The organism is Cupriavidus sp. GW823-FHT07B10 (genome assembly GCF_058794355.1).
This window is the reverse complement of the sequence record NZ_JBXAGS010000001.1, coordinates 195,824-222,203: the sequence shown is the minus strand read 5'-3', so window position 1 is coordinate 222,203 and position 26,380 is coordinate 195,824. Positions and strand designations below refer to the sequence as shown.

The following is a 26,380-nucleotide window of genomic DNA, read 5'->3' as shown; positions in this document are numbered from 1 at the left end:
TCAGCCTCCCGTTACGGGTTGCACGAGGTCGATGCGGTCGCCGGCCGCAAGCAGGGTGTTGGCGTGGGCGCCGCGCGGCACGAACTGGCCGTTGACCGCCGCGGCAAAGGGGGGCACGATCTGCGCCGCGCTCACCGCGTCCGCCAGCGTGGCGGAATCGGCAAGGGCGAGCGGTCGGCCGTTGAGCAGGATTTCCATGTCAGTCATGCGTTAGTGCAGCAGCCCGCCGGGTGCGGCCATGGTAGCGGCAGCGGGCGCTTCGGTCACGGCTTCGATCATGCCAGGCCAGCGCAGCGCGGCCGGCACGGCATGGGCCGCGGGATCGCCCTTGAGCAGCGCGCCAACCACCGCGCACGCGGCCTCGGTCACCGCCGGCGCAATCAGAAAGCCATGCCGGTACAAGCCGTTGACGCGCACCACGCGCGCGCGCTGGTCCACGCGGATCGCCGGCAGGTGGTCGGGCCGCGTCGGGCGCCGCTGCACGTTCAGTTCCAGCACGCGGGCCTCGCCGAAGGCGGGATGCAGCGAATGCGCCGCCGACAGCAGCTCCAGCGCGGAACGCACGCTCATGGGCGAATCATCCTCGCTTTCCAGCTCGGTGGCACCGATCACGTACAGGTCGTTGGGCTTGGGCGCGATATAGATCGGGTAGCGCGGATGCAGCAGCCGCACCGGCCGATGCAGCCTGACGTCGGGCGCATGCACGCGCACCACTTCGCCGCGCAGGCCGCGCAGGCCCGGCTTGTCGCCGCCCGGCTGTGCGGGCCAGGCCGAGCGCGCGCCCAGGCCGCGGCAATCCAGCACCACGTCGGCACGGATGCCGAGCTTGGGCAGCGATTCGGCATCGACCTCGCCAGCCTCCCAGACGCAATGCACGCCTTCGCTGACCGCGCACGACAACAGCGCGCGCAGCGCGCCACGGTTGTCGAGCTGGCCTTCGCCGGCCAGCAGCAGGCCCTGCGGGAAGCGGCCCGCCAGCGCGGGCTCGACTTCGCCCACGCCCTTGCCGTCCAGCGCGCGCAGCCGCTGCGACACCAGTTCGGGCGGCGCCACCGCGCGCACGCGGCTGGTGAACAGCGACATCTCGGCGCGGTCGCGCGCATGCCAGACCACCAGCGTGCCGTCCTCCTGGAAGAAGACCGGCTCAGGCAACTCGGCCAGCCACGCGCGCCACAGGTCGACGCTGGCGATGCCCAGGTCGACGATGCGGCGCTCGGCGATGGCCGATTCCGCCAGCGGCGCCAGCATGGCCGCGGCCACATAGGCGGCCGAGCCCGCGCCGTCCGGACCGGCCCGCTCCACCAGCGCCACGCGGGCGCCGCTGCGTACCAGTTGCCAGGCGGCCAGGCGCCCGGCAAGACCGGCCCCGAGAATGGCGACGTCAAACGACTGCACTGCTGTCATGAGGGGTGTTGTGCCGGACGGCGCGTGCGGCCGCGCCGGCCTCCTTGTTGTCGGTGCCGCCGCGCGAGGCGCTGCGCGGCGGCGAAACACGAGCGGGCATGGATGCGAAGCCATGCCCGTACTGCCAGTCACTGCATCACGAGTAGATCTTGCTGCCCTTCTTCAGGAACTCGATCGACTTCTCTTCCATGCCCTGCTGCGCTTCCTTGGGCAGCGACGCCGCGTAGTCGCGCACTTCCTGCGTGATCTTCATCGAGCAGAACTTCGGCCCGCACATCGAGCAGAAGTGGGCGATCTTGGCGCCCTCGGCCGGCAGCGTGGCGTCGTGGTAGGAACGCGCGCGTTCCGGGTCGAGGCCCAGGTTGAACTGGTCTTCCCAGCGGAACTCGAAGCGTGCCTTGGACAGCGCGTTGTCGCGCAGCTGCGCGCCGGGCCAGCCCTTGGCAAGGTCGGCAGCGTGGGCAGCGATCTTGTAGGTGATGATGCCTTCGCGCACGTCTTCCTTGTCCGGCAGGCCAAGGTGCTCCTTGGGCGTGACGTAACACAGCATGGCGGTGCCCATCCAGCCGATATTGGCCGCGCCGATGCCGCTGGTGATGTGGTCGTAGCCGGGGGCGATGTCCGTCACCAGCGGTCCCAGGGTGTAGAACGGCGCCTCGTAGCAATGCTTGAGCTCTTCGTCCATGTTGGCCTGGATGCGCTGCAGCGGCACGTGGCCCGGGCCTTCGATCATCACCTGCACGTCGTGCTTCCATGCCTTGGCGGTCAGTTCGCCCAGTGTGCGCAGTTCGCCGAACTGGGCGTCGTCGTTCGAGTCGGCGATGCAACCCGGACGCAGGCCGTCGCCGAGGCTGAACGACACGTCATAGGCCTTCATGATTTCGCAGATCTCGTCGAAGTGCGTGTACAGGAAGTTTTCCTTGTGGTGTGCCAGGCACCACTTGGCCATGATCGAACCACCGCGCGAAACGATGCCCGTGACGCGGTCGGCGGTCAGCGGCACGTAGCGCAGCAGCACGCCTGCGTGAATGGTGAAGTAGTCCACGCCCTGCTCGGCCTGTTCAATCAGCGTGTCGCGGAACATCTCCCAGGTCAGGTCCTCGGCGATGCCGCCGGTCTTGTCCAGCGCCTGGTAGATCGGCACCGTGCCGATCGGGACCGGCGAGTTGCGCAGGATCCATTCGCGGGTTTCGTGGATGTGCTTGCCGGTGGACAGGTCCATGATGGTGTCGGCGCCCCAGCGGATCGACCACACCATCTTTTCCACTTCCTCGGCCAGCGACGAGGTCACCGCCGAGTTGCCCAGGTTGCCGTTGATCTTGACGCGGAAATTGCGCCCGATCGCCATCGGCTCCAGTTCGGTGTGGTTGATGTTGGCGGGAATGATGGCGCGGCCCGAGGCGATTTCCTGGCGCACGAATTCCGGCGTGATGTCTTCCGGACGCAGCGGCAGGCCGGCGCCCAGCGCATTGCCGGGATGCTGGCGCAGCAGCGCCTTGTAGTCGGGCTTGTCGTACAGCGCCTGCAGGTTCAGCGATTCGCGCAGCGCCACATACTCCATTTCAGGCGTGATGATGCCCTTGCGCGCATAGTGCATCTGCGACACGTTGGCACCGGCCTTGGCGCGGCGCGGATTGGTCAGCTGGGCAAAGCGCAGGTGTGCGGTGGCGGGGTCGTTGGCACGGTCGCGTCCGTATTCCGACGACAGGCCCGGCAGCACTTCGGTGTCGCCACGCTCTTCGATCCACTTGGCGCGCACGGCGGGCAGGCCGGCCTTCAGGTCGATATGCACGTCCGGATCGCTGTACGGGCCCGAGGTGTCGTACACCGGGATCGGCGGATTCTGCATCTCACCCTTGTCGGTGCGCGTCGACGTTTGCAGGATGGTGCGCAGCGGTACGCGGATATCGGGGCGGCTGCCCGTCAGGTAGGTCTTGCTGGAAGCCGGGTAGGCGAATTTCTGGTCGAGGTCGCTTTCGAGCGATTCGAAGGATGCAGCGGGGGCAGTACGGGCCATGGGTGTCGTCCTCTCTCTTGCGGGGTGGACGAAACCAGGAGCCTTGTGAGCGCTGCCCGGGGCCTGAGGCCTGAGGCGGCGAGTCCCGGAGGGACTGGAGACTTGGTCTTGTGAAACTTCCCACGCCGGTACTAGCCGGATCGGGTTCGAAGGGACTCTCTCAGCCGCACGGCCCATCCGTACGGCACCCCTGTTTCATCCAACGGGGTGAATTTAAGCACAAGGTGCCGGTGGGCGCCAGTGCCAGTTCCCTGCCGTTTGTGGTGCCACACCTGTTCGAAAAGGTATCGAATCGCGCATGCTGCAGCGCAATAATCACTCACAAGGGGACAACCGCGCACTCAAACGCCGGCGACGTGCTCTACCATGCAGTAAGACGCGTCCATCTTCCGATCCCGCCATGACCGAAGCTGCCACCCACCGCGTGTTCAACCAGGTGCCCGATCTCGCGCACTACAACCTGTTCGCCACCGATCCGGCGCTGCGCGGCGCGCTGGAACGGCTGGGAGGCGGCTGGCACGCCGGCACGCTGGGCCAGTTCGGCGCGCGCCTGGGCGAGCCGGAAGTCCAGCAATGGGCAGCCGATGCCAACCGCCACACGCCCGAGCTGCACACACACAGCCGCACCGGCGAGCGCATCGACGCCGTGGATTTCCACCCGAGCTGGCACGCGCTGCTGGCCCTGTTGCGCAGCCAGCAGTTGCAGGCCCTGCCCTTCGCGCAGCCGCGCGCGGGCGCATGGGTGGCGCGCACCGCCGGCTACTTCCTGCAGGCGCAGGTGGAATCCGGCTCGCTGTGCCCGCCGACCATGACCTTCGCCAGCATCCCGGTGCTGCGCAAGGAAACCGCATTGTTTGCCGAGCTTGAGCCGCGGTTGTATGCGACCGAACACGATGCGCGCGACCTGCCGTGGCGCAGCAAGAGCGCGATCATGATCGGCATGGGCATGACCGAGAAACAGGGCGGCTCGGACGTGCGCGCCAACACCACCGTGGCGCGCGCGGTGCGCGGCGAGGGCCGCGGCGCGGAATACGCGCTGACCGGGCACAAGTGGTTCTTCTCCGCGCCGATGTGCGATGCGCACCTGGTGGTCGCGCGCATGGGCGCCGAAGACGGCCCGCTGTCGTGCTTCTTCGTGCCGCGCTTTCGCGACGACGGCAGCAAGAACGCGGTGCTGATCCAGCGGCTCAAGGACAAGCTAGGCAACCGCTCCAATTCCAGCAGCGAGGTGGAGTTCCGCGACGCCACCGGCATCCTGATCGGCGAGGAAGGCCGCGGCATCCCGACCATCATCGAGATGGCCACCAGCACGCGGCTGGACTGCGTGATCGGCAGTGCCGCGATCCTGCGCGCCGCCTTTGTGCAGGCGCTGCACCATGCGCGCCACCGCAGCGCCTTCGGGCGCCTGCTGGCCGACCAGCCGCTGATGCGCAATGTGCTGGCCGACCTGGCGCTGGAATCCGAAGCGGCCACGCTGCTGATGATGGAACTGGGCCACGCCTTCGAGCACGCTGACGATGATCCGCTCGCGGCGTCGTGGAAGCGCGTGGTCACCCCCGCGGCCAAATTCTGGGTCTGCAAGCGCACGCTGGAAGCCACCGGCGAAGCCATGGAAGTCTGGGGCGGCAACGGCTACGTGGAAGAAGGCCCGATGGCGCGGCTGTACCGCGAGGCGCCGGTCAACTCGATCTGGGAAGGCTCGGGCAACATCATGTGCCTGGACGTGCTGCGCGCGATCCAGCGCAATCCCGACGATGCCGCGCGCTTGCTGCAAGACCTGTCGCGCCGCGCCGGCGGCCATCCGGCGGTGCGCGCGGAACTGGCATCGCTGCAGGCGCTGCTGCGCCAGCCGCCGGAATTGCTGGAAGCCAGCGCCCGACGCTTTGCGCAGGGGTTGGTGCTGACCGCACAGGCCGCGCTGATGCTGGCGCATGCCGATACCGAGAATGCCGAGCTGTTCGTCGCCAGCCGGCTGGGACGGCAGCACGGGCGCGTGTTCGGCACCCTGGATGCGGATGCCGACGTGCTCAAGCGGGTGTTCTCGCGCGGCTTCGAAGGCTAGCGATTCAAGCCTCCATCGATTCCAGCACCCGCAGCATCACGCGCGGCGCATAGCGGATCAGGTCATGCGCGCGCTCGCCGATCATGATCGCGGGCGCATTGATGTTGCCGCCGACCAGGGTCGGCATCACCGATGCATCGACCACGCGCAAACCCTCGACGCCGCGCACGCGCAGTTGCGGGTCCACCACCGCCATCGCATCCATGCCCATGCGGCAGGTGCCCACCGGGTGGTAGATGGTGTCGGCATGCTCGCGGATCATCTCGCGCACGGCAGCGTCGTCGCTGCCATCGGCACGCAGGCCGGCGGAATAGAGTTCGCGCCCGCCGAAGCCGGCCAGTTGCGGCTGCGCAAAGATGCTGCGCACGATGCGAACGCCGGCGACCATGTCGTCCAGGTCGCGCGCATCGCTCAGGTATTGCGGGTCGATCAGCGGCGCGCGCCGGATATCGTGCGAGGCCAGCCGCACCTCGCCGCGGCTGCGCGGGCGCAGCACGCAGACATGGCAGGAATAGCCGTGGCCGAAGTTCAGCCGGCGCATGTGGTCATCGGCCATGCCGACCACGAAATGCAGCTGCAGGTCGGGCTCGGGCAGGTCCGGGCGGCTGCGCAGGAAGCCGCCTGCCTCGGCAAAGTTGCTTGACATCATGCCGGTGCGTTCGCGCCGGTAGCGCAGCATTTCAGGCACCAGCCGCGCCAGGCCGCCGAACGACACGCCGAACAATTCAGGCACGGCCACGCGCTTGTGCAGCACGATGTCCAAGTGGTCCTGCAGGTTGGCGCCCACGCCGGGCAGGTCATGCACGACGGCGATGCCATGTTCGCGCAAGTGCGCGGCGGGGCCGACGCCCGACACCATCAGCAGCTGCGGCGAGCCGAACGTGCCCGCGCACACGATCACGTCGCGGCGCGCGCGCAGCAGTTGCCGGCGGCCCTCGCGCACCACCTGCACCCCGGCCGCATGGCGGCCTTCGAAGACTATGCGCAGCGCCTGCGTATCGGTCAGCACCCGCAGGTGCGCGCGGCCGCCATTGCAGGCCCGGTCGCGCTTGTTGCCACCGTGCAGGTAGGCACGCGCCGCGTTCCAGCGCTCGCCCGCGTGCTGCGTGACCTGGTACCAGCCCACGCCCTCCTGTTCTTCGCCGTTGAAATCGTCGTTGCGCGGGAAGCCCGCCTGCTGCGCGGCCTCGATGAAGCGTTCGGCAAAGGGGTTGGGGGTGCGCAGGTCGCTCACGTGCAACGGCCCGTTGCCGCCGTGCAGCGGGTCGTCGTCGCTGCCGGCCAGGCGTTCATTGCACTCGGCGCGGCGGAAGTACGGCAGCACGTCGTCCCACGACCAGCCGTCGCAGCCGGCGGCGGCCCACGCGTCATAATCGGCGGCGCGGCCGCGCGTGTAGATCATGGCGTTGATCGAGGAACTGCCGCCCAGCCCGCGCCCGCGCGGCTGGTAGCCGCGGCGGCCGTTCAGGCCTGGCTGCGGCACGGTTTCATAGCCATAGTTGCGTGCCCCCGCGCGCGGCAGCAGCGCGGCAAGCGCCGCGGGTGTGCGTACCAGCACATGGTGATCGTGGTGCCCGGCCTCGACCAGGGCAATGGTGTCGTCGCCGCTGTCGGCAAGCCGCCCCGCCAGCGCACAGCCCGCCGAGCCCGCGCCGACGATGACGTAGTCAAAGGTGGTTTCCATCTGTCTCCCCGCGAGTCCGCAGGCGGCGCGCGTGCGTGAGCCGGGCCGCGCCGGTGCATGCGCGCCCTGTCCGTCCAGCGGATGGCAAGCTGTGAGATTCAGTGTAGGCGCTAGCCCGGACGGTGGAGAAGCCCGGTGGCGCGGGCCGCCGGCGCTGCGCAGACGGGCGTTTGAATTGCCCTTCTGGTAGGAAACTTCCATTGCCATGGCTGGCACGCTACCTTATCGTGCGCGGGAACACGCGGACCGCTGCAGCGCCACTCGCCGCGATCCACATCCACTTTCCCCGCACGTCCCTTGCCCAGGAGCGCAGCAATGCGAGAAGTCCCCGACCTGTCGTCCGTCTTTGGCGCCATGCACGCCGCGTCGCGGCGCGACCAGCTGCCCGCCTGGGCCGTGCGTGCCGACCGCCTGCAGCGCCTGCGCCGGCTGGTGACAGAGAACGAGGCTGCCATTGCCGCCGCCATTCACGCGGACTTCACCAACCGGCCGCGGCAGGAAACCGCGCTGCTGGAGGTATTCCCGAGCCTCGGCGGCATCGACGACGCGCTGCGCCACGGCAAGCGCTGGATGCGCGTGCGCCGCGCCGCCACCGGCTTCTGGTTCCGCCCGGGCCGCTCGCGGCTGGTGCCGCAGCCGCTGGGAGTGGTGGGCATCGTGGTGCCCTGGAACTATCCGCTGTACCTGACGGTAGGGCCGCTGGCCGGCGCGCTGGCGGCGGGCAACCGCGCCATGGTGAAGCTGTCGGAATACACGCCGCGCTTTGCGGCCTTGTTCGCGCAACTGGTGCCGCAGCACTTTGCGCCGGACGAGATCATGGTGGTCAATGGCGATGCCGAGGTGGCGAGCGCCTTTACCGCGCTGCCCTTCGACCACCTGCTGTTCACCGGCTCGACCGCGGTCGGCCACCATGTGATGCGCGCGGCAGCCGCCAACCTGACCCCGGTGACGCTGGAACTCGGCGGCAAATCGCCGGCGATTATCGGCGCCGGCGCTGACCTGCCGCGTGCGGTGGAACGCATCCTGGTGGGCAAGCTGATGAACGCGGGCCAGACCTGCATCGCGCCAGACTACGTGCTGGTGCCGGAAGACCTGCGCGGGCAGCTGGTGGAGGCGGCACGCCGGTGCGTTGACCGGCTCTATCCGGACCTGGCGCGCAACCGGGACTACACCAGCATCATCAGCCCGCGCCACTTCGCGCGGCTGGCGGCGCTGGTGGACGAAGCCGCGGCGCAAGGCGCGACCGTGGTGCCGCTGTCCGATGCGCAGCCGGACGCGCACGCGCGGCGCCTGCCACCGGTGCTGCTGCTGGATGTGCCCGAAGGCGTCACGGCGATGCGCGAGGAGATCTTCGGGCCGGTACTGCCCGTGGTGACGTACCGCACCCTGGACGAGGCGGTGGACTACATCAATGCGCGCCCGCGGCCGCTGGCGCTATACCTGTTCGAGCGCGACCGCGGCGCCATCGGCCATGTGATGAAGCAGACCGTTGCCGGCGGCGTCACGGTCAACGACACCCTGTTCCATATCGCCCAGGACGGCCTGCCCTTCGGCGGGGTCGGCGCCAGCGGCATGGGCGCCTATCACGGCCAGGCGGGCTTCGACACCTTCTCCAAGGTGAAGCCGGTGTTCCACCAGGCCGGCCTGAACGGCGCAGGACTGCTCAAGCCGCCTTACGGCAAGACCTTCGAAACCATGTTGCGCCTGCTTCTGCGTTGATCAGGACACCAGCATCGGCCGCCCGAGCATGCGCGACAGCACCGCCTCGGGCGAGTGGGTGTGGTCGGAAATCGCCTGCGGCGCCAGGTAGATGGTCTGCTCCATCATCGCCCGTCCGCGCATGGCCGCGTGCAGCAGCTGGTCGCTGAAGACGATCCAGGTGGAACCCGGCGGGAAGTGGAATTCCTGCTGCGGCACCTTGGCCTGGTAATCCAGGTCGGCCTTGGCCAAGTCATGCAGCTGCAGCATGCGGTGGTCATATTCCGAGCGCTTGCGCTTGGTGATATGCAGCAGCTTCATCAGCGCCGCCTGCCCCGGCCACATGCCATGGGTCTTGGGCACGAACTTCTGCGCAAAATCGCCGAACGGCTCGCCCACGCGCCACACGCGCGCCGCGGCCGGGTCGATGTTGTGGAACACGCGCAACAGGCGCTTGCCCAGCATCGGGTTGGACGGGAACGAGTCCACGTGCAGGCGGGTGTCGTCCTTGCGCCAGCTGACCGGGCGCCCGGCGATCTCGCTGGGCCGCAGCGAGGTGCCGGCGCGCGTCATGTGCGGGATGTATTCAGGGAACAGCGTGCGCACCAGCAATTCGCTGTTGTCGGCGTAGCGGCGGATCAGCGTGTACAGGTCCGCCAGGTCCTGCGGACTGCCCTGGGCGCCGCGCACCGCGGTGTCGTCGGCGCGCAGGTTGATGTTCTTGGACTTGCCGTCGGAATAGCGGCTGTCAAGGAAGCGCTCTTCGCCCGGCTGGAAGCGGAAATTCAGGTTCGGGAAGTACAGCACGGCGCCCTGCTCCAGCTCGCGGCGCAGCGTGGCGCGTTCTTCGGCCGTGACCTGCGGCGCCCAGTCGGCATATGGCTGCGGGCGGATCAGGTTGAGCTGGCCGGCGGCGGGCGGCTGGGTTGAGGTCGAGGGGGCAAGGACAGGCGCTTCGGACATGGCATCCTCTGGAAACGGTCACCAGTGTTTGGGGTCGGCCGCCGGCGTGGCGGCTGGGGATGGCGGGATTTTACTCCCTGCCGTCAGCCGTGGCGCCGGCGTCACGCGGCGACTGGACCAGGATCAAGCCCGCGTAAAAAAACCCCGCGGGCCCTTGCGGGCCGGCGGGGCTTGCCGTCAGTGCTGCTGGCGCGGGTGGCGCTTACAGGCCGGCCGCGGCGCGCAGGGCAGCCGCCTTGTCGGTGGCTTCCCAAGAGAATTCCGGCTCTTCGCGGCCGAAGTGGCCGTAGGCAGCAGTCTTCTCGTAGATCGGGCGCAGCAGGTCCAGCATCTGCACGATGCCCTTCGGGCGCAGGTCGAAGTGCTCCTGCACCAGCTCGGCGATCTTGGCGTCGGGGATCTTGCCGGTGCCTTCGGTGTAGACCGTCACGTTGATCGGGCGGGCCACGCCGATGGCGTAGCTGACCTGCACCTGGCACTGGCGCGCCAGGCCCGAAGCCACCACGTTCTTGGCAACGTAGCGCGCGGCGTAGGCGGCCGAGCGGTCGACCTTGGACGGGTCCTTGCCCGAGAACGCGCCGCCACCGTGCGGCGAGGCGCCGCCGTAGGTATCGACGATGATCTTGCGCCCGGTCAGGCCGCAGTCGCCCTGCGGGCCGCCGATGACGAAGCGCCCGGTCGGGTTCACCAGGTACTTGGTTTCCTTCAGCATCTCGGCCGGCAGCACCGGCTTGATGATTTCCTCGATCACGGCTTCGCGGATCTGGGCCTGGGTGATGTCCGGCGAATGCTGGGTCGACAGCACCACGGTATCCACGCTGTGCGGCTTGCCGTCGACATAACGCACCGTCACCTGCGACTTGGCGTCCGGGCGCAGCCAGGGCAGGCGGCCGTCGCGGCGCAGCAGCGACTGGCGCTCGACCAGGCGGTGGGCGTAGTAGATCGGGAACGGCATCAGTTCCGGGGTCTCGTCGCAGGCGTAGCCGAACATCAGGCCCTGGTCGCCGGCACCCTGGTTCAGGTAGTCGTCAGAGGCGCGGTCCACGCCTTGGGCGATGTCGGGCGATTGCTTGTCATAGGCGACCAGCACCGCGCAGCCCTTGTAGTCGATGCCGTAATCGGTGTTGTCGTAGCCGATGCGCTTGATCGTGTCGCGCGCGATCTGGATATAGTCGACGTTGGCGGTCGTGGTGATTTCCCCAGCCAGCACCACCAGACCGGTGTTGCAAAGCGTCTCGGCCGCCACACGCGCGTACTTGTCCTGGGCCAGGATGGCGTCGAGGACGGCGTCGGAAATCTGGTCGGCGACCTTATCGGGATGGCCTTCGGAGACGGATTCCGAAGTAAAAAGGAAGTCGTTTGCCACGAACTTATTCTCCAGGTTGGCTATTGCGTGCCAGCCCGATCAGTTCATGGCGGCGACGCTTTAGCGGTATTTCAAGCAGCCCGGTTAGAGCCGCATCGCCCCGCAAGTTGTCAGTTAACTCGGCGATACACGCTATTATACGCGCCTGCCGGGCTCGTTGCAGCGCGCCAACGGTACGGTACGGCACCCTGCCAACCAGCCGGGGGCACCGTGCCCAGATGAATCCGATGACGGCACGCTGCGCGCGGAACTGAATACCGCCATAGAAAAAACGCTGCCTGCCCGTCTGTTCCCCGGCACAGACCCGTAGCAGACCCGCTTTTCGCGCCTGATGACCTTTTTATTCTGGCTGATCTCCCGTTTTCCCCTGCGGCTGCTGCAAGCCGCGGGCGGCGCGCTCGGACTGCTGAGCGCGCGCCTGCCCGGCCGCTACGGCCAGCGCCTGCGGGAGAACTTCCGCCAGGCGTTTCCCGACGCCACCGATGCGATGATCGACGAAGCGGCCCGTTCGGCCGGACGCATGATCGTCGAAATGCCCTACTTCTGGAGCCGCAGCAAGATCGGTGCGAAGCTGCATGGCTTTGACGACTACCTGTGGCCCGAGCTGGGCAAGCTGCAGGCGCGCGGCAAGGGCATCATCATCCTGACCCCGCACCTGGGCTGCTTTGAAGTGCTGCCGCAGTCCCACGCGCTGCAGCGCCCGGTCACCGCCCTGTTCAAGCCGCCGCACCAGCCCTGGCTGCGCGACTGGATCGAAAAAATGCGCACCCGGCCCGGCATGCACATGGCGCCGGCCACGCCGCGCGGTGTGCGCATGCTGGTCAAGGCACTCAAGCGCGGCCAGGCGGTGGGCATCCTGCCCGACCAGGTGCCCAGCGGCGGCGAGGGCAACTGGGCGCCGTTCTTCGGCAAGCCGGCCTATACCATGGCACTGGTGCACCGGCTGCAGCAGCTGACCGGCGCGCCGGTGGTGGCGGTCTTTGCCGAGCGCCTGCCGCGCGGCACCGGCTATCGCGGTCACCTGCGCGTGATCAACGACGGCGGCATGCTGCCGGACGATCCTGCCGCCGCTGCCGCGGTCATCAACCGGACTATCGAGGAACTGGTGGGCCTGTGCCCCACGCAGTACCTGTGGGCTTACAACCGCTACAAGCAACCCGCCGGAGCGGGTACCCCGGACGCGCCGGGCAATGATACCGAGCCGGCCACTGATCGATCGATTTCATGAGCCGTGTGTTCACGTGGCTTGGCATCGGCTTGCTGACGGTGCTGGGCAAGCTGCCATATCCGTTCGTCGCGCGCTTCGGCGAGGCGCTGGGAAGCCTGCTCTACCTGGTGCCGAGCGAGCGGCGCCGCGTGGTGCAGGCCAACCTGCGCCTGTGTTTCCCGGACCGGACCGAGGCCGAAATCGATGAACTGTCGCGGCAGAGCTTCCGCATCCTGTTCCGCAGCTTTGCCGAACGCGGCATCTTCTGGACCGGCAGTGAGGCGCAGATGCGCCGCTGGGTGCAGATCGACGACCAGGCCGGCCTGGTGGCCCTGGATGGCACCCCGCATATCCTGGTGACGCTGCACCTGTCGGGCGTGGAAGCCGGTGCGATCCGACTCACCATCGACCTGCGCGAGCATCTCGGCCGCTCCGGCGCATCGCTCTATACCAGGCAGAAGAACGACCTGTTCGACCACTTCCTGAAGCACGCGCGCGGGCGCTTCGGCGCCAACATGATCTCGCGCAACGACAGCGCGCGCGACATCCTGCGCTGCCTGAAGAAGGGCGAGGCCCTGCAGCTGATCGCCGACATGGATTTCGGCGAGCGCGACTCGGAGTTCGTGCCGTTCTTCGGCGTGCAGGCGCTGACACTGACCTCGGTGTCGCGGCTGGCGCGCCTGACCGGGGCCAAGGTCGTGCCGATCTACACCGAGATGCTGCCCGACTACCAGGGCTATGTGCTGCGCATTCTGCCGCCCTGGGAAGACTACCCCGGCGCAAGCGTCACCGACGACACGCGCCGCATGAATGCCTTCTTCGAGGACTGCATCCGCCCGCGCGTACCCGAGTACTACTGGGTGCACAAGCGCTTCAAGCACCGCCTGCCGGGCGAGCCCGAGATCTACTGAGCGCGCCGGCACGTCCGGCGCCGCGCAGCTACAATCCCCACCATGAAACTCCAGTTCACCAAGATGCACGGCGCGGGCAACGACTTTGTCGTGCTCGACGGCATCCACCAGCAGATCGACCTGACCCCGGCGCAATGGCGTGCGCTGGCCAGCCGGCATTTCGGCGTTGGCGCTGACCAGATCCTGATCGTTGAAAAGCCGTCCCGCCCCGATGTCGACTTCCGCTACCGGATCGTCAATGCCGATGGCAGCGAGGTGGAGCACTGCGGCAACGGCGCGCGCTGCTTTGTGCGTTTTGTCACCGACAAGGGCATGACCGACAAGCGCTCGGTGCGCGTCGAAGTGATGAACGGCGTCATTACCCTGACGCTGCAGGACGACGGCCAGGTCACGGTGGACATGGGTGCGCCCGAACTGGAACCGGCGCGCGTGCCGTTCCGTGCGGAAGGCCTGCCCACCCGCGCGGAAGGCGCGGACACGCTGTACGGCCTGGAGGTCAACGGCCGCACCGAATGGATCTCGGCGGTATCGATGGGCAATCCGCACGCGGTGCAGGTGGTGGACGACGTGGAGAACTTCCCGGTGCTGCAGGACGGCCCGGTGGTGGAGCACCATGCCGCCTTCCCCAACCGCGTCAACGCCGGCTTCATGCAGGTGCAGGACCGCCATGCCATCCGGCTGCGCGTCTACGAACGCGGTGCCGGCGAAACCCTGGCCTGCGGCACCGGCGCCTGCGCGGCCGTGGTGGCCGGCATCCGGCGCGGCCTGCTGGACTCGCCGGTGCGGGTGCATACCCACGGCGGCGATCTGACCATTGCCTGGGACGGCGGCGCGGAACCGGTGCGCATGACCGGCCCGGCCACCACCGTGTTTGAAGGCAGCATTGACCTGGCAGCCCTGCCGGCCTGACCATAGGGGCTGTGCGCCCCTGTCCACACGCCCCGCATTCCTTGCCGCGGAGCCCCGGCCGGGGCGCTCATTCCCTTGATCTTGCTGGTCAGACCGATGGAGCGCCCATGCCGCTGGACGATTTCCGCATTACCTCAGGCAAGCGTTTTCGCCTTGCCGACTTCGACCCGGGCAGCAAGCCGCTGTCGTGCGGCAAGAAAGAAGAAGACCTGGCCCGCATCATCGAGCTGAGCAACGCCCTCGACGCGCAGCAGGACATCTTTTACGCCGAGCACCGGCGCAGGCTGCTGGTGGTGCTGCAGGGCATGGATACCAGCGGCAAGGACGGCACCGTGCGCGGCGTGTTCCGCAGCTTCGATCCGCTGGGCATCCGCGTGGTGGGCTTCAAGTCCCCGTCGCCGGAGGAACTGGCGCGCGACTTTCTATGGCGCATCCACCTGCAGGTTCCGAAGACGGGCGAGATCGTGGTCTTCAACCGCAGCCACTATGAAGACGTACTGATCACGCGCGTGCACAACTGGATCGACGCCGCCGAGTGCGAGCGGCGCTTCCGCCAGATCCGGGACTTCGAGTCGATGCTGACCGAGACCGGCACCACCATCGTCAAGTGCTTCCTGCACATATCCCGCGACGAGCAGAAGGCACGGCTCGAAGCGCGCCTGGCGGATCCGGAGAAACACTGGAAGTTCGACACCAACGACCTCGCCGAGCGCAAGCACTGGAAGGCCTACATGGACGCCTACGAGGCTGCCATCATGGCGACCAGCACGCCCGAATGCCCGTGGTACGTGGTGCCGGCCGACTCCAAGACACACCGCAACCTGATGGTGGCGGAGATCCTGACCAGGGTCTTCGAGGACCTGAAGCCGGCCTACCCGCCCGCCCGGCCGGAACTGGCCAGTACCAAGGTCGACTGAGCCGCCCGGCCGCCTCAGCCACCGTTGCCGCGGTGCACGTCGTGCGTGACGAAGGGGTGCTCGCGGCTGGGCATCGCCAGCCATTGCGGGTGGCGCAGGGTCTGGCGGATATCGTCCAGCCCGCTGGTCCAGTGCTCATGCATGGTGAGCGCGCCGAACTGGTAGTCCTTGGCCAGGTTCTCGAACGACTTGTCGCGGTAGATCAGCTGGATTACGTTGCGGCGCGCGTCGCAGGCCTGCTCCGCCGCGCGGCGGTACCAGGCGTTGTCGCGCTTTGACGGCGGCACCAGCGCCATTACCTCGTTGAGCATGCGGCGCATGTTCTGCTGCTCGCGCATGTAGTCGGTAATGGCCCGCGTGCGGCTGGAGTACTGGATGTCCTTCTGGCGCTCGGCCACGTCGACCAGGTCGTGCGGCAGCTTGCCGCGCGCGCTCCACAGGTCGACCTGGAAAATCAGCGCGTCGCGCCGCGGCTGCGCCGTCAGCACCTCGGCCAGCGGCGTGTTCGATACCAGCCCGCCATCCCAGTAGTACTCGCCATCGATCTCCACCGCCGGAAAGCCCGGCGGCAGCGCGCCCGAGGCCATGAAATGCTCGGGGCAGAGCTTGTCGCGGGTATTGTCGAAGTAGGCGAAATTGCCGGTGCGCACATTGACCGCCCCCACCGAGACGCGCATCAGGTCGGGGCGGTGGTTGATCAGGTCGAAGTCGGCAAAACGCTCGAGCGTCGCCTTCAGCGGCGTGGTGTCGTAGAAGCTGACATGGCTCGGGTCCGAGTAGCGCGACATCAGCTCCGGCCAGCCGCGCGGCTGGAAGAAGCCACGCTGGCCTTCCAGCATGGCACGCGCTGCATGCAGGCCATCGAACCAGATCCGCATTGGCTCGGGCCAGCCTTCGGCATGGTCGGCGAACCAGGAATGCGACAGGCTGGGCAGCCACGGCTGCGCGCAGATGTACTCCCAGAAGGCGCGCAGTTGTTCCACGCGGCGCCGGGGCGGATTGCCGGCGATGATGGCGGCGTTGAGCGCACCGATCGAGATGCCGGCAACCCAGTTCGGGTAGATGCCGCCCTCGGCAAGGCCCTGGTACACGCCGGCCTGGTAGGCCCCGAGCGCGCCGCCGCCCTGCAGCACCAGCGCGCGCACGGCATAGGCCTCGTGCGCCGGCCGGTCCGGGGCCTTGGCGGCCCGGCGCACCGGCTTGCGCGGCTGCACCTGCGCGCCGCGTTCGGCCAGGGAATCGGCATTGGCGCCGCTTTCAGCTTTGGCCTGCGTTGGCTGCCGTGCCATCTGCCGTGCCGTCTTTTCCTGCCGCTCTTGCGGCACTTGCCGTACTTGCCGCTCCTGCCGTTCTTTTTCCGCCACGCCGCGCTCCTGCCGATTGGAAAGTCCGCCTGCCCGCCAGATGCTTAACGGGCGCCGCTTGGCGGCGCCCCTTGCCATCAACGGTTTCAGACGCCGTAGCGCTGACGATAGGCCGCCACCGCCTCGCGCGAGGCCGACAGCGCGGGGTCCTGCGACGCATCGAGGTAAGCCAGCAGGTCCTTCAGGCTGGCGATGGCGATCACCGGGATGCCATACTCACGCTGCACGTCCTGCACGGCGGAATGGGTGCCGACCTGCTCGGCGGTACCGCTCTTCTCCATGCGGTCCAGTGCGATCAGCACCGCGGCCGGCTCGGCGCCGGCGGCGCGGATCATGTTTACCGATTCGCGCACCGAGGTACCGGCGGAGATCACGTCGTCGACGATGACCACCTTGCCCTGCAGCTTGGCCCCGACCAGCGTGCCGCCTTCGCCGTGGTCCTTGGCTTCCTTGCGGTTGTAGGCGAAGCCGACGTCACGTCCCATGCCAGCCAGCGCCACCGCGGTGGCCGACGCCAGCGTGATGCCCTTGTAGGCCGGCCCGAACAGCACGTCGAACTGCACGCCCGAGGCCAGCAGCGTTTTGGCATAGAATTGCGCCACCTCGCCCAGCATCGCACCCTGGTTGAACAGGCCGGCATTGAAGAAGTAAGGCGACTTGCGGCCGGCCTTGGTGACGAACTCGCCAAACGACAGCACGCCCGCATCGAGCGCAAAGCGGATAAAGGTCTGGCTGAGATCGGCACCCGCGGGCGGTTTCTGCTGCGTCATCATTTCTCTCTGAATTCAAAATTTCCCCGAATGTTACGGATTATCAGCGCCAACCTCAACGGCATCCGCTCCGCGTCGAAGAAGGGCTTTTTCGACTGGATGGGCAAGCAGGACGCGGACATGGTCTGCGTGCAGGAACTGAAGGCCCAGGAGGCCGACATGACCGAAGCGTTCCTGGCGCCACATGGCTACCATGGTTTTTTCCATTACGCCGAGAAGAAGGGCTACAGCGGCGTGGGCCTGTACACGCGGCACAAGCCGGAGCGGGTGGTCACCGGCTTCGGTAATTCCGAGTTCGACAGCGAGGGCCGCTACGTCGAAGTGCAGTATCCGCACCTGGCAGTGATCTCGGTCTACGTGCCGTCGGGTTCCAGCGGCGAGGAACGCCAGCTTGCCAAGTTCCGCTTCATGGAAGCGTTCCTGCCGCACCTGTTGCAACTCAAGGCGAGCGGGCGCGAGATCGTGCTGTGCGGCGACGTCAACATCGCGCACAAGGAAATCGACATCAAGAATTGGAAGGGCAACCTGAAGAACTCAGGCTTCCTGCCGGAGGAGCGCGCCTGGATCGGCGAACTGTTCGACGTCCATGGCTATGTGGACGTGTTCCGCAAGCTGGATCCGCGCCCCGAGCAGTACACGTGGTGGAGCAACCGCGGCCAGGCCTATGCCAAGAACGTGGGGTGGCGGATCGATTACCACCTGGCCACGCCGAAGATCGCCGATACCGCGCGGCTTTGCTCGATCTACAAGGACGAGAAGTTCAGCGACCACGCGCCGCTGTCGATCGATTACGACTATCCGCTCTGAGCGCAGCCATCAGGCCGCCCGGACCTCCTCAAGCAGTTCCGGGTGGCGGTCCAGCAGCCTGAGCAATTTTACCAGCGCAAGCGGCGGCTTGGTCCGGCCAGTCTCGTAGCGCGAGAATGCATTGACCCCGCCGCCGAAGATCTCTGCGGCTTCGCGCTGGTCGAGGTGGAGTTTCTTGCGGACTTGCATGATGTAAGTCGGATCGACAAGCGAGGCGTTGACTTGCTTGTTGAAGGCGAGCGCCAGCGGTCCGATCCGCTCTTCCTCTTCCTGGCCCAGCACACCTTCTCCACACTGAGCACACCAGTCGGCAAGGACCGCTTCGATTACCGTGGACTCGCCACGGTAGGTATAGACAAAGTCTTTCCGCCCCCTTTCGAGTTCGGCGCCTCCACATACTGGGCATCGCATAGACAGCTCCTCTGGCAAGGCGGCGCACGCGCTAGCGCGCCTTGAACGACACAATCAGGACTTCCTCGGTCACCGTCAGCTTCAGGTATATCGCTCCATACGATGTGCATGGGCGATACACATCCTGCCAGACGGTATGGTCGACGTAGGTCGTCATGCTTTTGTAGAAGTCGGCGGGCTGGATCCTGGCGACTACATCAAGGACGTCGCCGCGGGTGAGACACATGTTCCTGGCGCCCTGGAACGCTGCCATCGTCAAGCTGACCCGCCCTGCCGCAATCAACTCCCGGACCCGCCACAGCGGGTAATGCGCCGTTCCCTTCCCCATGCAAATTAACCTACTTGGTTAGATGCTGCAAGCCGCGAACTGTGCCGAATCGCAATAATCCAATCCGTACAAACCCCTGCGACCGGCCCCCATCCCCGCTACAATGCAGGTTCCCCACAGCGCCCGGCAGGGGAGATTTCTCATATCCAAAGCATTCCCCCGCACTTCATTGAGTGAGTCAGCCATGGTTTTCAAAGTGTTCGTCGATGGTCAGGAAGGCACCACCGGTCTCCGGCTGCTTGACTATCTTTCCGGCCGTTCCGACGTGGAACTGCTGCGCATTGCCGATGACAAGCGCAAGGACCCGGCCGAACGAGCACGATTCCTGAATGCCGCCGACGTCGCCTTCCTGTGCCTGCCCGATGTGGCCTCGCGCGAGGCGGTATCGCTGGTGACCAACCCGAACACCTGCGTGATCGACGCCAGCACGGCGTTCCGCACCGCCGACAGCTGGGCCTACGGCCTGCCCGAGCTGGCGCGCGGCCAGCGCGAGAAGATCCGCGACAGCAAGCGCATTGCGGTGCCGGGCTGCCACGCCAGCGCCTTCGTGCTGGCAGTGCGTCCGCTGGTGGACGCCGGCGTGCTGCCAGCCGACTACCCGGTTTCGGCGTTCTCGCTGACCGGCTACAGCGGCGGCGGCAAGTCGATGATTGCCGAGTTCGAAGCCGGCGGTAACCCGAAGCTGGACAGCCCGCGTCCGTACGCGCTGGGCCTGGAACACAAGCACCTGCCCGAGATGCGCGTGCAGGCCGGCCTGGCGCAGGCGCCGGTCTTCAACCCGATCGTCGGCAACTTCCTGAAGGGCCTGGCGGTGACGGTGCCGGTGTTCACGGACCGGCTGGCGCGCAAGGTCAGCGCCGAGCAGATCGTCGAGATCTACCGCAAGCACTATGAAGGCGAGCAGTTCGTGCGCGTGATGCCGTACAACAGCGCCGACAACCTCGACGGCGGCTTCTTCGACGTGCAGGCCAACAACGACACCAACCGTGTCGACCTGTTCGTGTTCGGCAATGCCGAGCGCCTGAACCTGGTGGCTCGCCTGGACAACCTGGGCAAGGGCGCGGCCGGCGCCGCGGTGCAATGCATGAACGTGCATGTGGGCGCCGACGAGACCACGGGGCTGCGCGCCTGACGCTGCAGCCAGCCCTGAATGAGGAAAAAGCCGGCATTGCCGGCTTTTTTCATTGGCGTCAGCGGACCGCTCAGCGTTGCAGCGGCTTTTGCCGGTCGTCGTCGCCGCTGTCCACCGGCGCGCCGCCCAGGCCCGCCATATTGGCGCGGTATGGCGGCAGCTTCTCCACCGTGGTATTGCTCGCGCGCGCATAGAGCGGCAGCACCTCCGGCAGGTGCTTCTCCAGGTCGGCGATGCGGCTCCGCCCGGACGGATGCGTGGACAGGAACTCGGTGCCGGACTGGCTCACCTTGCCCATTTTCTGCCACAGCGACACCGCGGCGCGCGGATCATAGCCGGCGCGCGCGGCGATATCCATGCCGATCAGGTCCGCCTCGGATTCATCCGCACGCGAGAAGCGCAGCGTCAGCAGGTGGGCGCCGGTGCCGAGCGCCATATTGCCAAGGTTGCCGAAGCCGAACAGCTGCGAGATCACGTTGGCGCCGAGGTTGGTGATCTCGGACTTGGCGGCGCGCTCGCGCGCATGCTCCTGCAGCGCGTGGGCGATCTCGTGGCCCATCGCCATGGCGATCTCGTCGTCGGTCAGCTTGAGCTGGTCGAGCAACCCGGTATAGAAAGCGATCTTGCCGCCCGGCATGCAGAACGCATTGACCTGCCTGGAGCCGATCAGGTTGATCTCCCACTGCCACTGCCGCGCGCGCTCGTTCCAGCGTGCGGTCTGCGGCAGCAGCCGCTTGCCGATCGTGCGCAGGCGCACCAGCTGCGGGTTGTCGGCGGCGGCCAGTGCATGCTTGGCGATGGCTTCCTGCTTGAGCTGCTCGTATTCCTGCGCGGCCTGCTGCTCGATGGCCTCGACCGGCACGATCTTGCGCACGGCCGAGCCGCTGCGGTCCAGCCGGATGCCGCCAGCCTCGCTGTCCTGCGCCTGGGCGGGCAGGCACCAGGCCATGGGCGCCGCCACCGCGGCCAGCGCCAGCGCGCGGACCAGCCGGTCACGGGTAGGACGCTGAACACCTTGCAGGCGGCGGAGCATTTGCGGTTCCTCGGACGCAGTGGAAGACCAGGCAGGCGGATCGGTGATCCGCGGCAACGATGCCGTGCCGGATGTGGCGGGCAGGCAAACAGGTGATGCAATAATACACGGCGCCCGCGCAGCCGCGCGGCGCTTCACGCCGGCCCGTTCATGACCTTCCAGACCTATCTCGATATCTTCCGCAACCGCCGCATCGGCGCCATGCTGGCGCTGGGCTTCGCCTCCGGGCTGCCGCTGGCGCTGACCTCCGGCACCCTGCAGGCATGGATGACGGTCGAGGGGCTGGATATCAAGACCATCGGCTTCTTCTCGCTGGTGGGCCAGGCCTATATCTTCAAGTTCCTGTGGGCGCCGCTGATGGACCGCTACACGCCGCCGCTGCTGGGGCGCCGGCGCGGCTGGCTGCTGGTGACGCAGCTGGGGCTGGTGCTGGGCATCGCCGGCATGGCCTTCTGCCCGCCGCGCGAGGCGCTGTGGACGCTGGCGGCGCTGGCCACGCTGGTGGCCTTCCTGTCGGCGTCGCAGGACATCGTCTTCGACGCCTACAGCACCGACGTGCTGCGCCCGCCCGAGCGCGGCGCCGGCGCGGCGGTCAAGGTGCTGGGCTACCGGCTGGCGATGCTGGTCTCGGGCGGCCTGGCGTTGTGGCTGGCCGACCGCGTGCTGGGCTGGCAGCAGACCTACCTGCTGATGGCGGCGCTGATGGGCGTGGGTATCGTCACGCTGCTGTGGGCACCGGAACCCGACGTGCCCGCACGCGCGCCGCGCTCGCTGGAAGAGGCGGTGGTCGGGCCGCTGCGCGACTTCTTTGGCCGCCAGGGCGCGTGGTGGCTGCTGCTGCTGATCGTGCTGTACAAGCTCGGCGACGCCTTTGCCGGCAGCCTGTCGACCACCTTCCTGATCCGCGGCGTGGGCTTCTCGGCGGGCGAGGTGGGCATCGTCAACAAGACCCTGGGGCTGGCCGCCACCATCATCGGCGCGCTGTTCGGCGGCACGCTGATGGTGCGCCTGGGCCTGTACCGCTCGCTGATGCTGTTCGGCGTGCTGCAGGCGGTGTCTAACCTGGGCTACTGGATCCTCGCGGTGACGCCGCCGCACCTGTGGACCATGGGAGCGACCATTGCGGTCGAAAACCTGTGCGGGGGCATGGGCACGGCGGCCTTCGTGGCGCTGCTGATGACGCTGTGCAACCGCTCGTTCTCGGCCACGCAGTACGCGCTGCTGTCGGCGCTGGCGTCGGTGGGCCGGGTCTATGTGGGGCCCACTTCCGGCTATATGGTCGAGGCCTGGGGCTGGGCGCCGTTCTACCTGGGCACCGTGGTGGTGGCGCTGCCCGGCGTGATGCTGCTCTGGGCCATGCGCCACACCGTGCATCGCTACGAGGCCCAGGCGCGCGAAGCGATCGCCTGAGCCCGCGCCTGCCTCACTCCTTGTAGTAGACGATCTGGTGCGAGCTGGCGATCAGCTCGCCGCCGGCGCTCCATAGCTGCGCGCGCTGGTCGAAGAAGCCCTGCCTGAACACCTGCGCCTGCGCGCTGGCCAGCACGTGGCTGTCGCCCAGCGCCGCCAGCGTGGCCGCGTCGGCATGGAAATAGGTGGTCATCGACACCGTGCCGGCCGGCACGAAGCCCGCGCGCTTGAGGAAGATGCGCGGGTAGAAGCTGTCGGCCCAGGCCGCCACCGCGGCAAAGTCCGGCGTGCGCGCCGGCGCGTCGCGCAGCCAGAACTGCGTCAGGCTGTCCGGGTGCTCGGTGCCGGCCTCGGCGGTCGGCTTGGCGCCGCGCACCGGGCGCATGTCGTAGGACTTGAGCCAGCGCACCGGCGCAAACCCGTTCATCGCCACGAGGGCTTCGGCCGCCGGCACCTCCGGCATCAGCGCCTCGCCGCAGGCCCAGGTCTCGCGGCGCACCGCAAACATGGCGGTGGCGGTGGTGGCCACGGCATCGCCCTGGCGCAGCTCCAGCGTCCAGTGCTGGGTCGAGCGGTTGGTGCGCACCGGGCGCGCCTCGATCTCGAACGGGCCCTCGGCGATCGGCCCGGCAAAGTTGACCGTCAGCGAGACCGGGTCGCCCAGGCGCTGCGGATGATCCAGCGCCGCCTGCAGCAGCGTGGCGGCGGTGATGCCGCCGAACGGACCGATCATGTTCCAGTACTCGGGCGTGGTGCGGCCCAGGAAGCGGTGCTCGCCGGCCGGCTCCAGCGCCAGCGCGTCGTCAAAGGGATGGAGCGGCCTGGCGGCGGTGGCCGCCCGGGTCTGGGGCGCAGTGGACATGGCTGGTATGGGTTGGTGACTCGCAGGGAATAGCACGATCGTTCGATCGCTCTGCCTACACTAACCGTAGTCAGCGTTCGGGTCAAGACGCCAATATTCCAGCCGCTGGCACCGTGGCGCCCGCATCAGCCTTGCACCCGCCGCCGCAGCGGCAGGCTCCAGCCCAGCTGGTTGGCGACCACGCCCAGCAGCACCAGCGCCATGCCGGCGATCTGCAGCGGGCCCAGCACCACGCCGAACACCATCACGTCGATCACGATCGCAACCAGCGGATAGATAAAGGACAGTGTGGCGATCGACACGACGTTGAGCCGCTGGAACGCGCCATACAGCAGCGTGTACATCACGCCCGTATGCACTAGCCCCAGCGCCAGCAGCGCGGCCCAGGTGCCGGTGCCATAGCTGCCGGCCGCGGGATGTGCCAGCGGCGCCAGCATCAGCACGCCCAGCACCATCTGCAGCCCGGCGATCTGGCCTGGCGGGATGGCCTGCAGCCGCCGCGTGGCCAGGGTCGTCACCGCATACAGCAGTGCCGCCAGCAGGCCCAGGCCGATGCCGGCCAGCATCGCAGTGCCAGTGGCGCCATGCTCCAGCCCGGTGATCAGCATCACCCCGGCAAAGGCCAGCACCAGCCATGGCAGCCGCGCGAACGGGAACGGCTCGCGCTGGATCACCGAGGTCAGCAGCAGCAGGAAGAACGGCTGGGTGTGGTAGACCACCGTGGCAATGGCGATGCCGCTGTACGCATACGCCGAGAACAAGGCCAGCCAGTTGAGCACCAGCGTGACGCCGCCCAGCGCCAGCCAGCCAAGCTGCGCGCGGCTCATCCGCACCCAGCCGCGCTGCAGCGTCAGCACGCCCAGCAGCGCCGCGCCGCCGAACAGGCAGCGGAAGAAGACCACATCGAGCGGCGGCTGGCCGCTGGTGACCACGAACCAGCCGATGGTGCCGGACAGCAGCATGGCCGCGACCATGCGCCAGGCGCCGCCTGGCAAGGGTTGTTGCGAGGGCATGACGGACTCCGGTCAGACAATGGCCGCATTGTTCCATCATGCGATCTGCTCAACAATCCCGTCAGAGCTCAATTAGTATTTGATCTGAAGTCAAAGAAAGAGGACGTGCCATGCCGGATATGCCACTTAATGCGATGGCCGTGTTTGCGCGCGTGGTCGAGTGCGGCAGCTTTTCGGCTGCCGCACTCGACCTGGGCATGACGCCGTCGGCGGTCAGCCGGCACGTCTCCCGGCTGGAAGCCACGCTCGGCGCCAGCCTGCTGCAGCGGACCACGCGCGCCTTTGCATTGACTGAACTGGGCCAGTCGGTCTACGCCGCCTGCGCCCGCATGACCGCGGCAGCGCGCGACGTCACCGCGCTGGCCGGCGAGCACGGCGGCACGCCGCATGGCGTGCTGCGCGTGAGCGCGCCGGTCTCGTTCGGGCAGGCCTGGCTGGCGCCGCGGCTGCCGGCGCTGCTGGCCAGATACCCGGGGCTGGACCTGCAGCTGACGCTGGCCGACCGCATGGTCGACCTGGTCGAAGAAGGGATGGACGTGGCCGTACGCATCGCGCGCGAACTGGCGCCCGGGCTGGCTGCGCGCCCGCTGCGCGAGGTGCGCTACCGGCTGGTGGCCTCGCCCGGCTACCTGGCCCGCCACGGCACGCCGGCCACGCCCGCCGACCTGCCCGCCGCACGCTGCCTGTACCTGGGCTACGGCAACTTCGGCGAGCGCTGGGCCATGCGCCACCAGGCCGGCGGCGAGAAAGTGGAGGTGCGCATCCCGCCACGCCTGACGCTGAACAACAGCCTGGCGATCATGAGCATGGTGGAGCGCGATGCCGGCATCGGGCTGGTGCCGGACTTCTCATTGGGCGATGCGCTGGACCAGGGCCGGGTCGTCACCGTGCTGGCCGACTGGGACATCCTCGAGCCCTACATCGGCACGGCCTACGCGGTCTACACGCCCACCCGGCATGTACCGCCCAAGGTGCGCGCCTTTGTCGATCACCTGGCCGGCACCGCCGACGACGCGCCGCGCTGATCACCGCGCCGACTGGCCCAGGACCCGGCGCAGCAACCACAGCATCGCGCCGCGCACGCGCACGGCATCGGCCCCGGCCTCGATCTCCAGCGCGGCCCGGTCGAATGCCGCCGACAGCAGCGGCGCCACATCGCCCTGCGGGTCCACGCCCGCGGCCTCCAGCCCCTCGCGCAGCGTGCGGGCGGCGTTGGCGTCGTCCAGCGCGAGCATTTCGCGCAGTCCCAGCACCGCCGGCCCTTCCACCAGCAGCAGGCGCGTGCGGCCCGGCACCGTCATTGCGTCCAGGTAGGCCTGCGCCCCGGCGATCAGGGCGTCCGCGGCATCCAGCCCCGCGGGCGCCGCGGCTTCAATATCGTCCGCCACCGCGGCAGCCTCCTCCGCCAGCACGTGCCGGAACAGGTCGCGCTTGTCGGCGAAATGGTGGTACAGCGCGCCGCGCGTGATGCGGGCGGCGGCGCAGATGTCAGGGGTAGAGGTCTCCCCGTAGCCGCGGCTGACAAACAGCGTGCGCGCGGCATCGAGCAGCGCCTGCCGGGTTGCCCCGGTACGTTCGCGGTTGGATCTGGCCACCATTGCCTCCTTGCATACATGCAGCCTGTATCTTAATATGGATTTACATACAGGCTGCATGTATCTGAATAACAGAGGAGCATCCATGAAAATCACCAGCTACTACCCCGTCATCATGACCGGCGAGGTTGCCGGCACGGCCGCGTTCTACCAGCGCCATTTCGGCTTTGTGGCGCTGTTCACCAGCGACTGGTACGTGCACCTGCAACTGGCCGGCGATCCGTCGGTCAACCTCGCGGTGCTGGACGGCACCCACGAGACCATCCCCGCCCCGGCCCGGGGCCAGCGCGCCAGGGGATTGCTGCTGAACTTCGAAGTGGAAGACCCGGATGCGGTCCATGACCGCCTGCGGGCGGCCGGGCTGCCGATCCTGCTGCCGCTGCGCGACGAGGCCTTCGGGCAGCGGCATTTCATTACCGCCGACCCGAACGGCGTGCTGATCGACATCATCAAGCCGATCCCGCCGTCGGGGGAGTTTGCCGCGCAGTACGAGGCGGGCGCGCTGCCCGGCTGACGC

Annotated in this window: 25 protein-coding genes and 1 riboswitch; of the genes, 11 read left to right on the top strand and 14 right to left on the bottom strand. The window is 67.8% G+C overall.

Annotated elements, in window-relative coordinates; all coding sequences use genetic code 11:
• The 3 genes from thiS to thiC form a co-directional block, all read right to left on the bottom strand.
• Nucleotides 1-198 carry a sulfur carrier protein ThiS gene (gene thiS, locus AC1Q6V_RS01120; RefSeq protein WP_211982083.1) on the bottom strand — a complete coding sequence of 66 codons (198 nt, stop codon included), beginning with the start codon at nucleotides 196-198 and terminating at the stop codon, nucleotides 1-3.
• A 12-nt stretch (nucleotides 199-210) separates the two neighbouring features.
• Nucleotides 211-1,404, bottom strand: a complete 1,194-nt coding sequence (locus AC1Q6V_RS01115) for an FAD-dependent oxidoreductase (RefSeq protein WP_011614417.1) — start codon at nucleotides 1,402-1,404, stop codon at nucleotides 211-213.
• A 136-nt stretch (nucleotides 1,405-1,540) separates the two neighbouring features.
• On the bottom strand, nucleotides 1,541-3,421 hold the full coding sequence (thiC, locus tag AC1Q6V_RS01110) for a phosphomethylpyrimidine synthase ThiC (RefSeq protein ID WP_010813323.1): 1,881 nt from the start codon (nucleotides 3,419-3,421) through the stop codon (nucleotides 1,541-1,543).
• Nucleotides 3,422-3,521: 100 nt separating this feature from the next.
• A riboswitch (TPP riboswitch) is annotated at nucleotides 3,522-3,623 on the bottom strand.
• Between the two features lie 198 nt (nucleotides 3,624-3,821).
• On the opposite strand from thiC, the gene AC1Q6V_RS01105 reads away from it, so the two are divergent.
• A complete protein-coding gene (locus AC1Q6V_RS01105) occupies nucleotides 3,822-5,483 on the top strand; it encodes an acyl-CoA dehydrogenase family protein (RefSeq protein WP_010813322.1) in 1,662 nt (553 codons plus the stop codon).
• A 4-nt stretch (nucleotides 5,484-5,487) separates the two neighbouring features.
• Here AC1Q6V_RS01105 and AC1Q6V_RS01100 read toward each other — a convergent pair whose 3' ends face one another.
• On the bottom strand, nucleotides 5,488-7,167 hold the full coding sequence (locus tag AC1Q6V_RS01100; RefSeq protein WP_439668492.1) for a GMC family oxidoreductase: 1,680 nt from the start codon (nucleotides 7,165-7,167) through the stop codon (nucleotides 5,488-5,490).
• A gap of 315 nt (nucleotides 7,168-7,482) precedes the next feature.
• Here AC1Q6V_RS01100 and AC1Q6V_RS01095 point away from each other — a divergent pair, with 315 nt between their 5' ends.
• A complete protein-coding gene (locus AC1Q6V_RS01095) occupies nucleotides 7,483-8,886 on the top strand; it encodes a coniferyl aldehyde dehydrogenase (RefSeq protein ID WP_454750758.1) in 1,404 nt (467 codons plus the stop codon).
• Here AC1Q6V_RS01095 and kdoO read toward each other — a convergent pair whose 3' ends face one another.
• Together kdoO and metK are read right to left on the bottom strand one after the other, a co-directional pair.
• Complete coding sequence (gene kdoO, locus AC1Q6V_RS01090; RefSeq protein ID WP_011614413.1) at nucleotides 8,887-9,828, bottom strand: Kdo hydroxylase KdoO; 942 nt, start codon at nucleotides 9,826-9,828, stop codon at nucleotides 8,887-8,889.
• 202 nt (nucleotides 9,829-10,030) lie between these two features.
• A complete protein-coding gene (metK, locus tag AC1Q6V_RS01085; protein WP_010813318.1) occupies nucleotides 10,031-11,194 on the bottom strand; it encodes a methionine adenosyltransferase in 1,164 nt (387 codons plus the stop codon).
• 331 nt (nucleotides 11,195-11,525) lie between these two features.
• Between metK and AC1Q6V_RS01080 the strand changes: the two genes are divergently transcribed.
• The 4 genes from AC1Q6V_RS01080 to AC1Q6V_RS01065 all read left to right on the top strand — a co-directional run bounded on the left by AC1Q6V_RS01080 (nucleotide 11,526) and on the right by AC1Q6V_RS01065 (nucleotide 15,138).
• Nucleotides 11,526-12,422, top strand: coding sequence for a lysophospholipid acyltransferase family protein (locus tag AC1Q6V_RS01080; protein WP_454750757.1), 897 nt, complete (start codon nucleotides 11,526-11,528; stop codon nucleotides 12,420-12,422).
• Complete coding sequence (locus AC1Q6V_RS01075; RefSeq protein WP_010813316.1) at nucleotides 12,419-13,312, top strand: lipid A biosynthesis lauroyl acyltransferase; 894 nt, start codon at nucleotides 12,419-12,421, stop codon at nucleotides 13,310-13,312. The genes AC1Q6V_RS01080 and AC1Q6V_RS01075 overlap by 4 nt, the downstream gene beginning before the upstream one ends.
• Before the next feature lie 42 nt (nucleotides 13,313-13,354).
• On the top strand, nucleotides 13,355-14,221 hold the full coding sequence (gene dapF / locus AC1Q6V_RS01070; RefSeq protein WP_010813315.1) for a diaminopimelate epimerase: 867 nt from the start codon (nucleotides 13,355-13,357) through the stop codon (nucleotides 14,219-14,221).
• Nucleotides 14,222-14,328: 107 nt separating this feature from the next.
• Nucleotides 14,329-15,138: a polyphosphate kinase 2 family protein gene (locus AC1Q6V_RS01065; protein ID WP_010813314.1), complete on the top strand. Its 810-nt coding sequence runs from the start codon at nucleotides 14,329-14,331 to the stop codon at nucleotides 15,136-15,138.
• Between the two features lie 14 nt (nucleotides 15,139-15,152).
• Here the strand turns inward: AC1Q6V_RS01065 and AC1Q6V_RS01060 are convergent, their stop codons facing one another.
• Together AC1Q6V_RS01060 and pyrE are read right to left on the bottom strand one after the other, a co-directional pair.
• Nucleotides 15,153-16,427 (bottom strand): patatin-like phospholipase family protein, encoded by a 1,275-nt coding sequence (locus AC1Q6V_RS01060; RefSeq protein WP_010813313.1) that lies wholly within the window; start codon nucleotides 16,425-16,427, stop codon nucleotides 15,153-15,155.
• A gap of 161 nt (nucleotides 16,428-16,588) precedes the next feature.
• Entirely contained in the window at nucleotides 16,589-17,275 is a 687-nt protein-coding gene (pyrE, locus tag AC1Q6V_RS01055) for an orotate phosphoribosyltransferase (RefSeq protein ID WP_010813312.1), read from the bottom strand.
• A 27-nt stretch (nucleotides 17,276-17,302) separates the two neighbouring features.
• Here pyrE and AC1Q6V_RS01050 point away from each other — a divergent pair, with 27 nt between their 5' ends.
• Complete coding sequence (locus tag AC1Q6V_RS01050; RefSeq protein ID WP_011614408.1) at nucleotides 17,303-18,079, top strand: exodeoxyribonuclease III; 777 nt, start codon at nucleotides 17,303-17,305, stop codon at nucleotides 18,077-18,079.
• 9 nt (nucleotides 18,080-18,088) lie between these two features.
• Here the strand turns inward: AC1Q6V_RS01050 and AC1Q6V_RS01045 are convergent, their stop codons facing one another.
• Both AC1Q6V_RS01045 and AC1Q6V_RS01040 read right to left on the bottom strand, forming a co-directional pair.
• Complete coding sequence (locus tag AC1Q6V_RS01045; protein ID WP_010813310.1) at nucleotides 18,089-18,490, bottom strand: type II toxin-antitoxin system MqsA family antitoxin; 402 nt, start codon at nucleotides 18,488-18,490, stop codon at nucleotides 18,089-18,091.
• A 31-nt stretch (nucleotides 18,491-18,521) separates the two neighbouring features.
• A complete protein-coding gene (locus tag AC1Q6V_RS01040; protein ID WP_454750756.1) occupies nucleotides 18,522-18,818 on the bottom strand; it encodes a type II toxin-antitoxin system MqsR family toxin in 297 nt (98 codons plus the stop codon).
• A 184-nt stretch (nucleotides 18,819-19,002) separates the two neighbouring features.
• Here AC1Q6V_RS01040 and argC point away from each other — a divergent pair, with 184 nt between their 5' ends.
• The gene (gene argC / locus AC1Q6V_RS01035; RefSeq protein ID WP_454750755.1) at nucleotides 19,003-19,950 is read left to right on the top strand and encodes an N-acetyl-gamma-glutamyl-phosphate reductase; all 948 of its coding nucleotides are present in this window, start codon (nucleotides 19,003-19,005) and stop codon (nucleotides 19,948-19,950) included.
• Nucleotides 19,951-20,020: 70 nt separating this feature from the next.
• On the opposite strand, the gene AC1Q6V_RS01030 is transcribed toward argC, so the two are convergent.
• Nucleotides 20,021-20,983 carry a M48 family metallopeptidase gene (locus AC1Q6V_RS01030; RefSeq protein WP_010813307.1) on the bottom strand — a complete coding sequence of 321 codons (963 nt, stop codon included), beginning with the start codon at nucleotides 20,981-20,983 and terminating at the stop codon, nucleotides 20,021-20,023.
• Between the two features lie 150 nt (nucleotides 20,984-21,133).
• On the opposite strand from AC1Q6V_RS01030, the gene AC1Q6V_RS01025 reads away from it, so the two are divergent.
• Complete coding sequence (locus AC1Q6V_RS01025; protein ID WP_010813306.1) at nucleotides 21,134-22,393, top strand: muropeptide transporter; 1,260 nt, start codon at nucleotides 21,134-21,136, stop codon at nucleotides 22,391-22,393.
• A 13-nt stretch (nucleotides 22,394-22,406) separates the two neighbouring features.
• Here the strand turns inward: AC1Q6V_RS01025 and AC1Q6V_RS01020 are convergent, their stop codons facing one another.
• The gene (locus AC1Q6V_RS01020) at nucleotides 22,407-23,255 is read right to left on the bottom strand and encodes an acyl-CoA thioesterase (RefSeq protein ID WP_011614406.1); all 849 of its coding nucleotides are present in this window, start codon (nucleotides 23,253-23,255) and stop codon (nucleotides 22,407-22,409) included.
• A 125-nt stretch (nucleotides 23,256-23,380) separates the two neighbouring features.
• Nucleotides 23,381-24,268, bottom strand: a complete 888-nt coding sequence (locus AC1Q6V_RS01015; protein WP_010813304.1) for a DMT family transporter — start codon at nucleotides 24,266-24,268, stop codon at nucleotides 23,381-23,383.
• Nucleotides 24,269-24,378: 110 nt separating this feature from the next.
• Between AC1Q6V_RS01015 and AC1Q6V_RS01010 the strand changes: the two genes are divergently transcribed.
• On the top strand, nucleotides 24,379-25,293 hold the full coding sequence (locus AC1Q6V_RS01010; protein WP_011614405.1) for a LysR family transcriptional regulator: 915 nt from the start codon (nucleotides 24,379-24,381) through the stop codon (nucleotides 25,291-25,293).
• Here the strand turns inward: AC1Q6V_RS01010 and AC1Q6V_RS01005 are convergent, their stop codons facing one another.
• Nucleotides 25,294-25,866 carry a TetR/AcrR family transcriptional regulator gene (locus AC1Q6V_RS01005; protein ID WP_010813302.1) on the bottom strand — a complete coding sequence of 191 codons (573 nt, stop codon included), beginning with the start codon at nucleotides 25,864-25,866 and terminating at the stop codon, nucleotides 25,294-25,296.
• Nucleotides 25,867-25,948: 82 nt separating this feature from the next.
• On the opposite strand from AC1Q6V_RS01005, the gene AC1Q6V_RS01000 reads away from it, so the two are divergent.
• A complete protein-coding gene (locus tag AC1Q6V_RS01000; protein WP_011614403.1) occupies nucleotides 25,949-26,377 on the top strand; it encodes a VOC family protein in 429 nt (142 codons plus the stop codon).
• The last annotated feature ends 3 nt before the right edge of the window (nucleotides 26,378-26,380 follow it).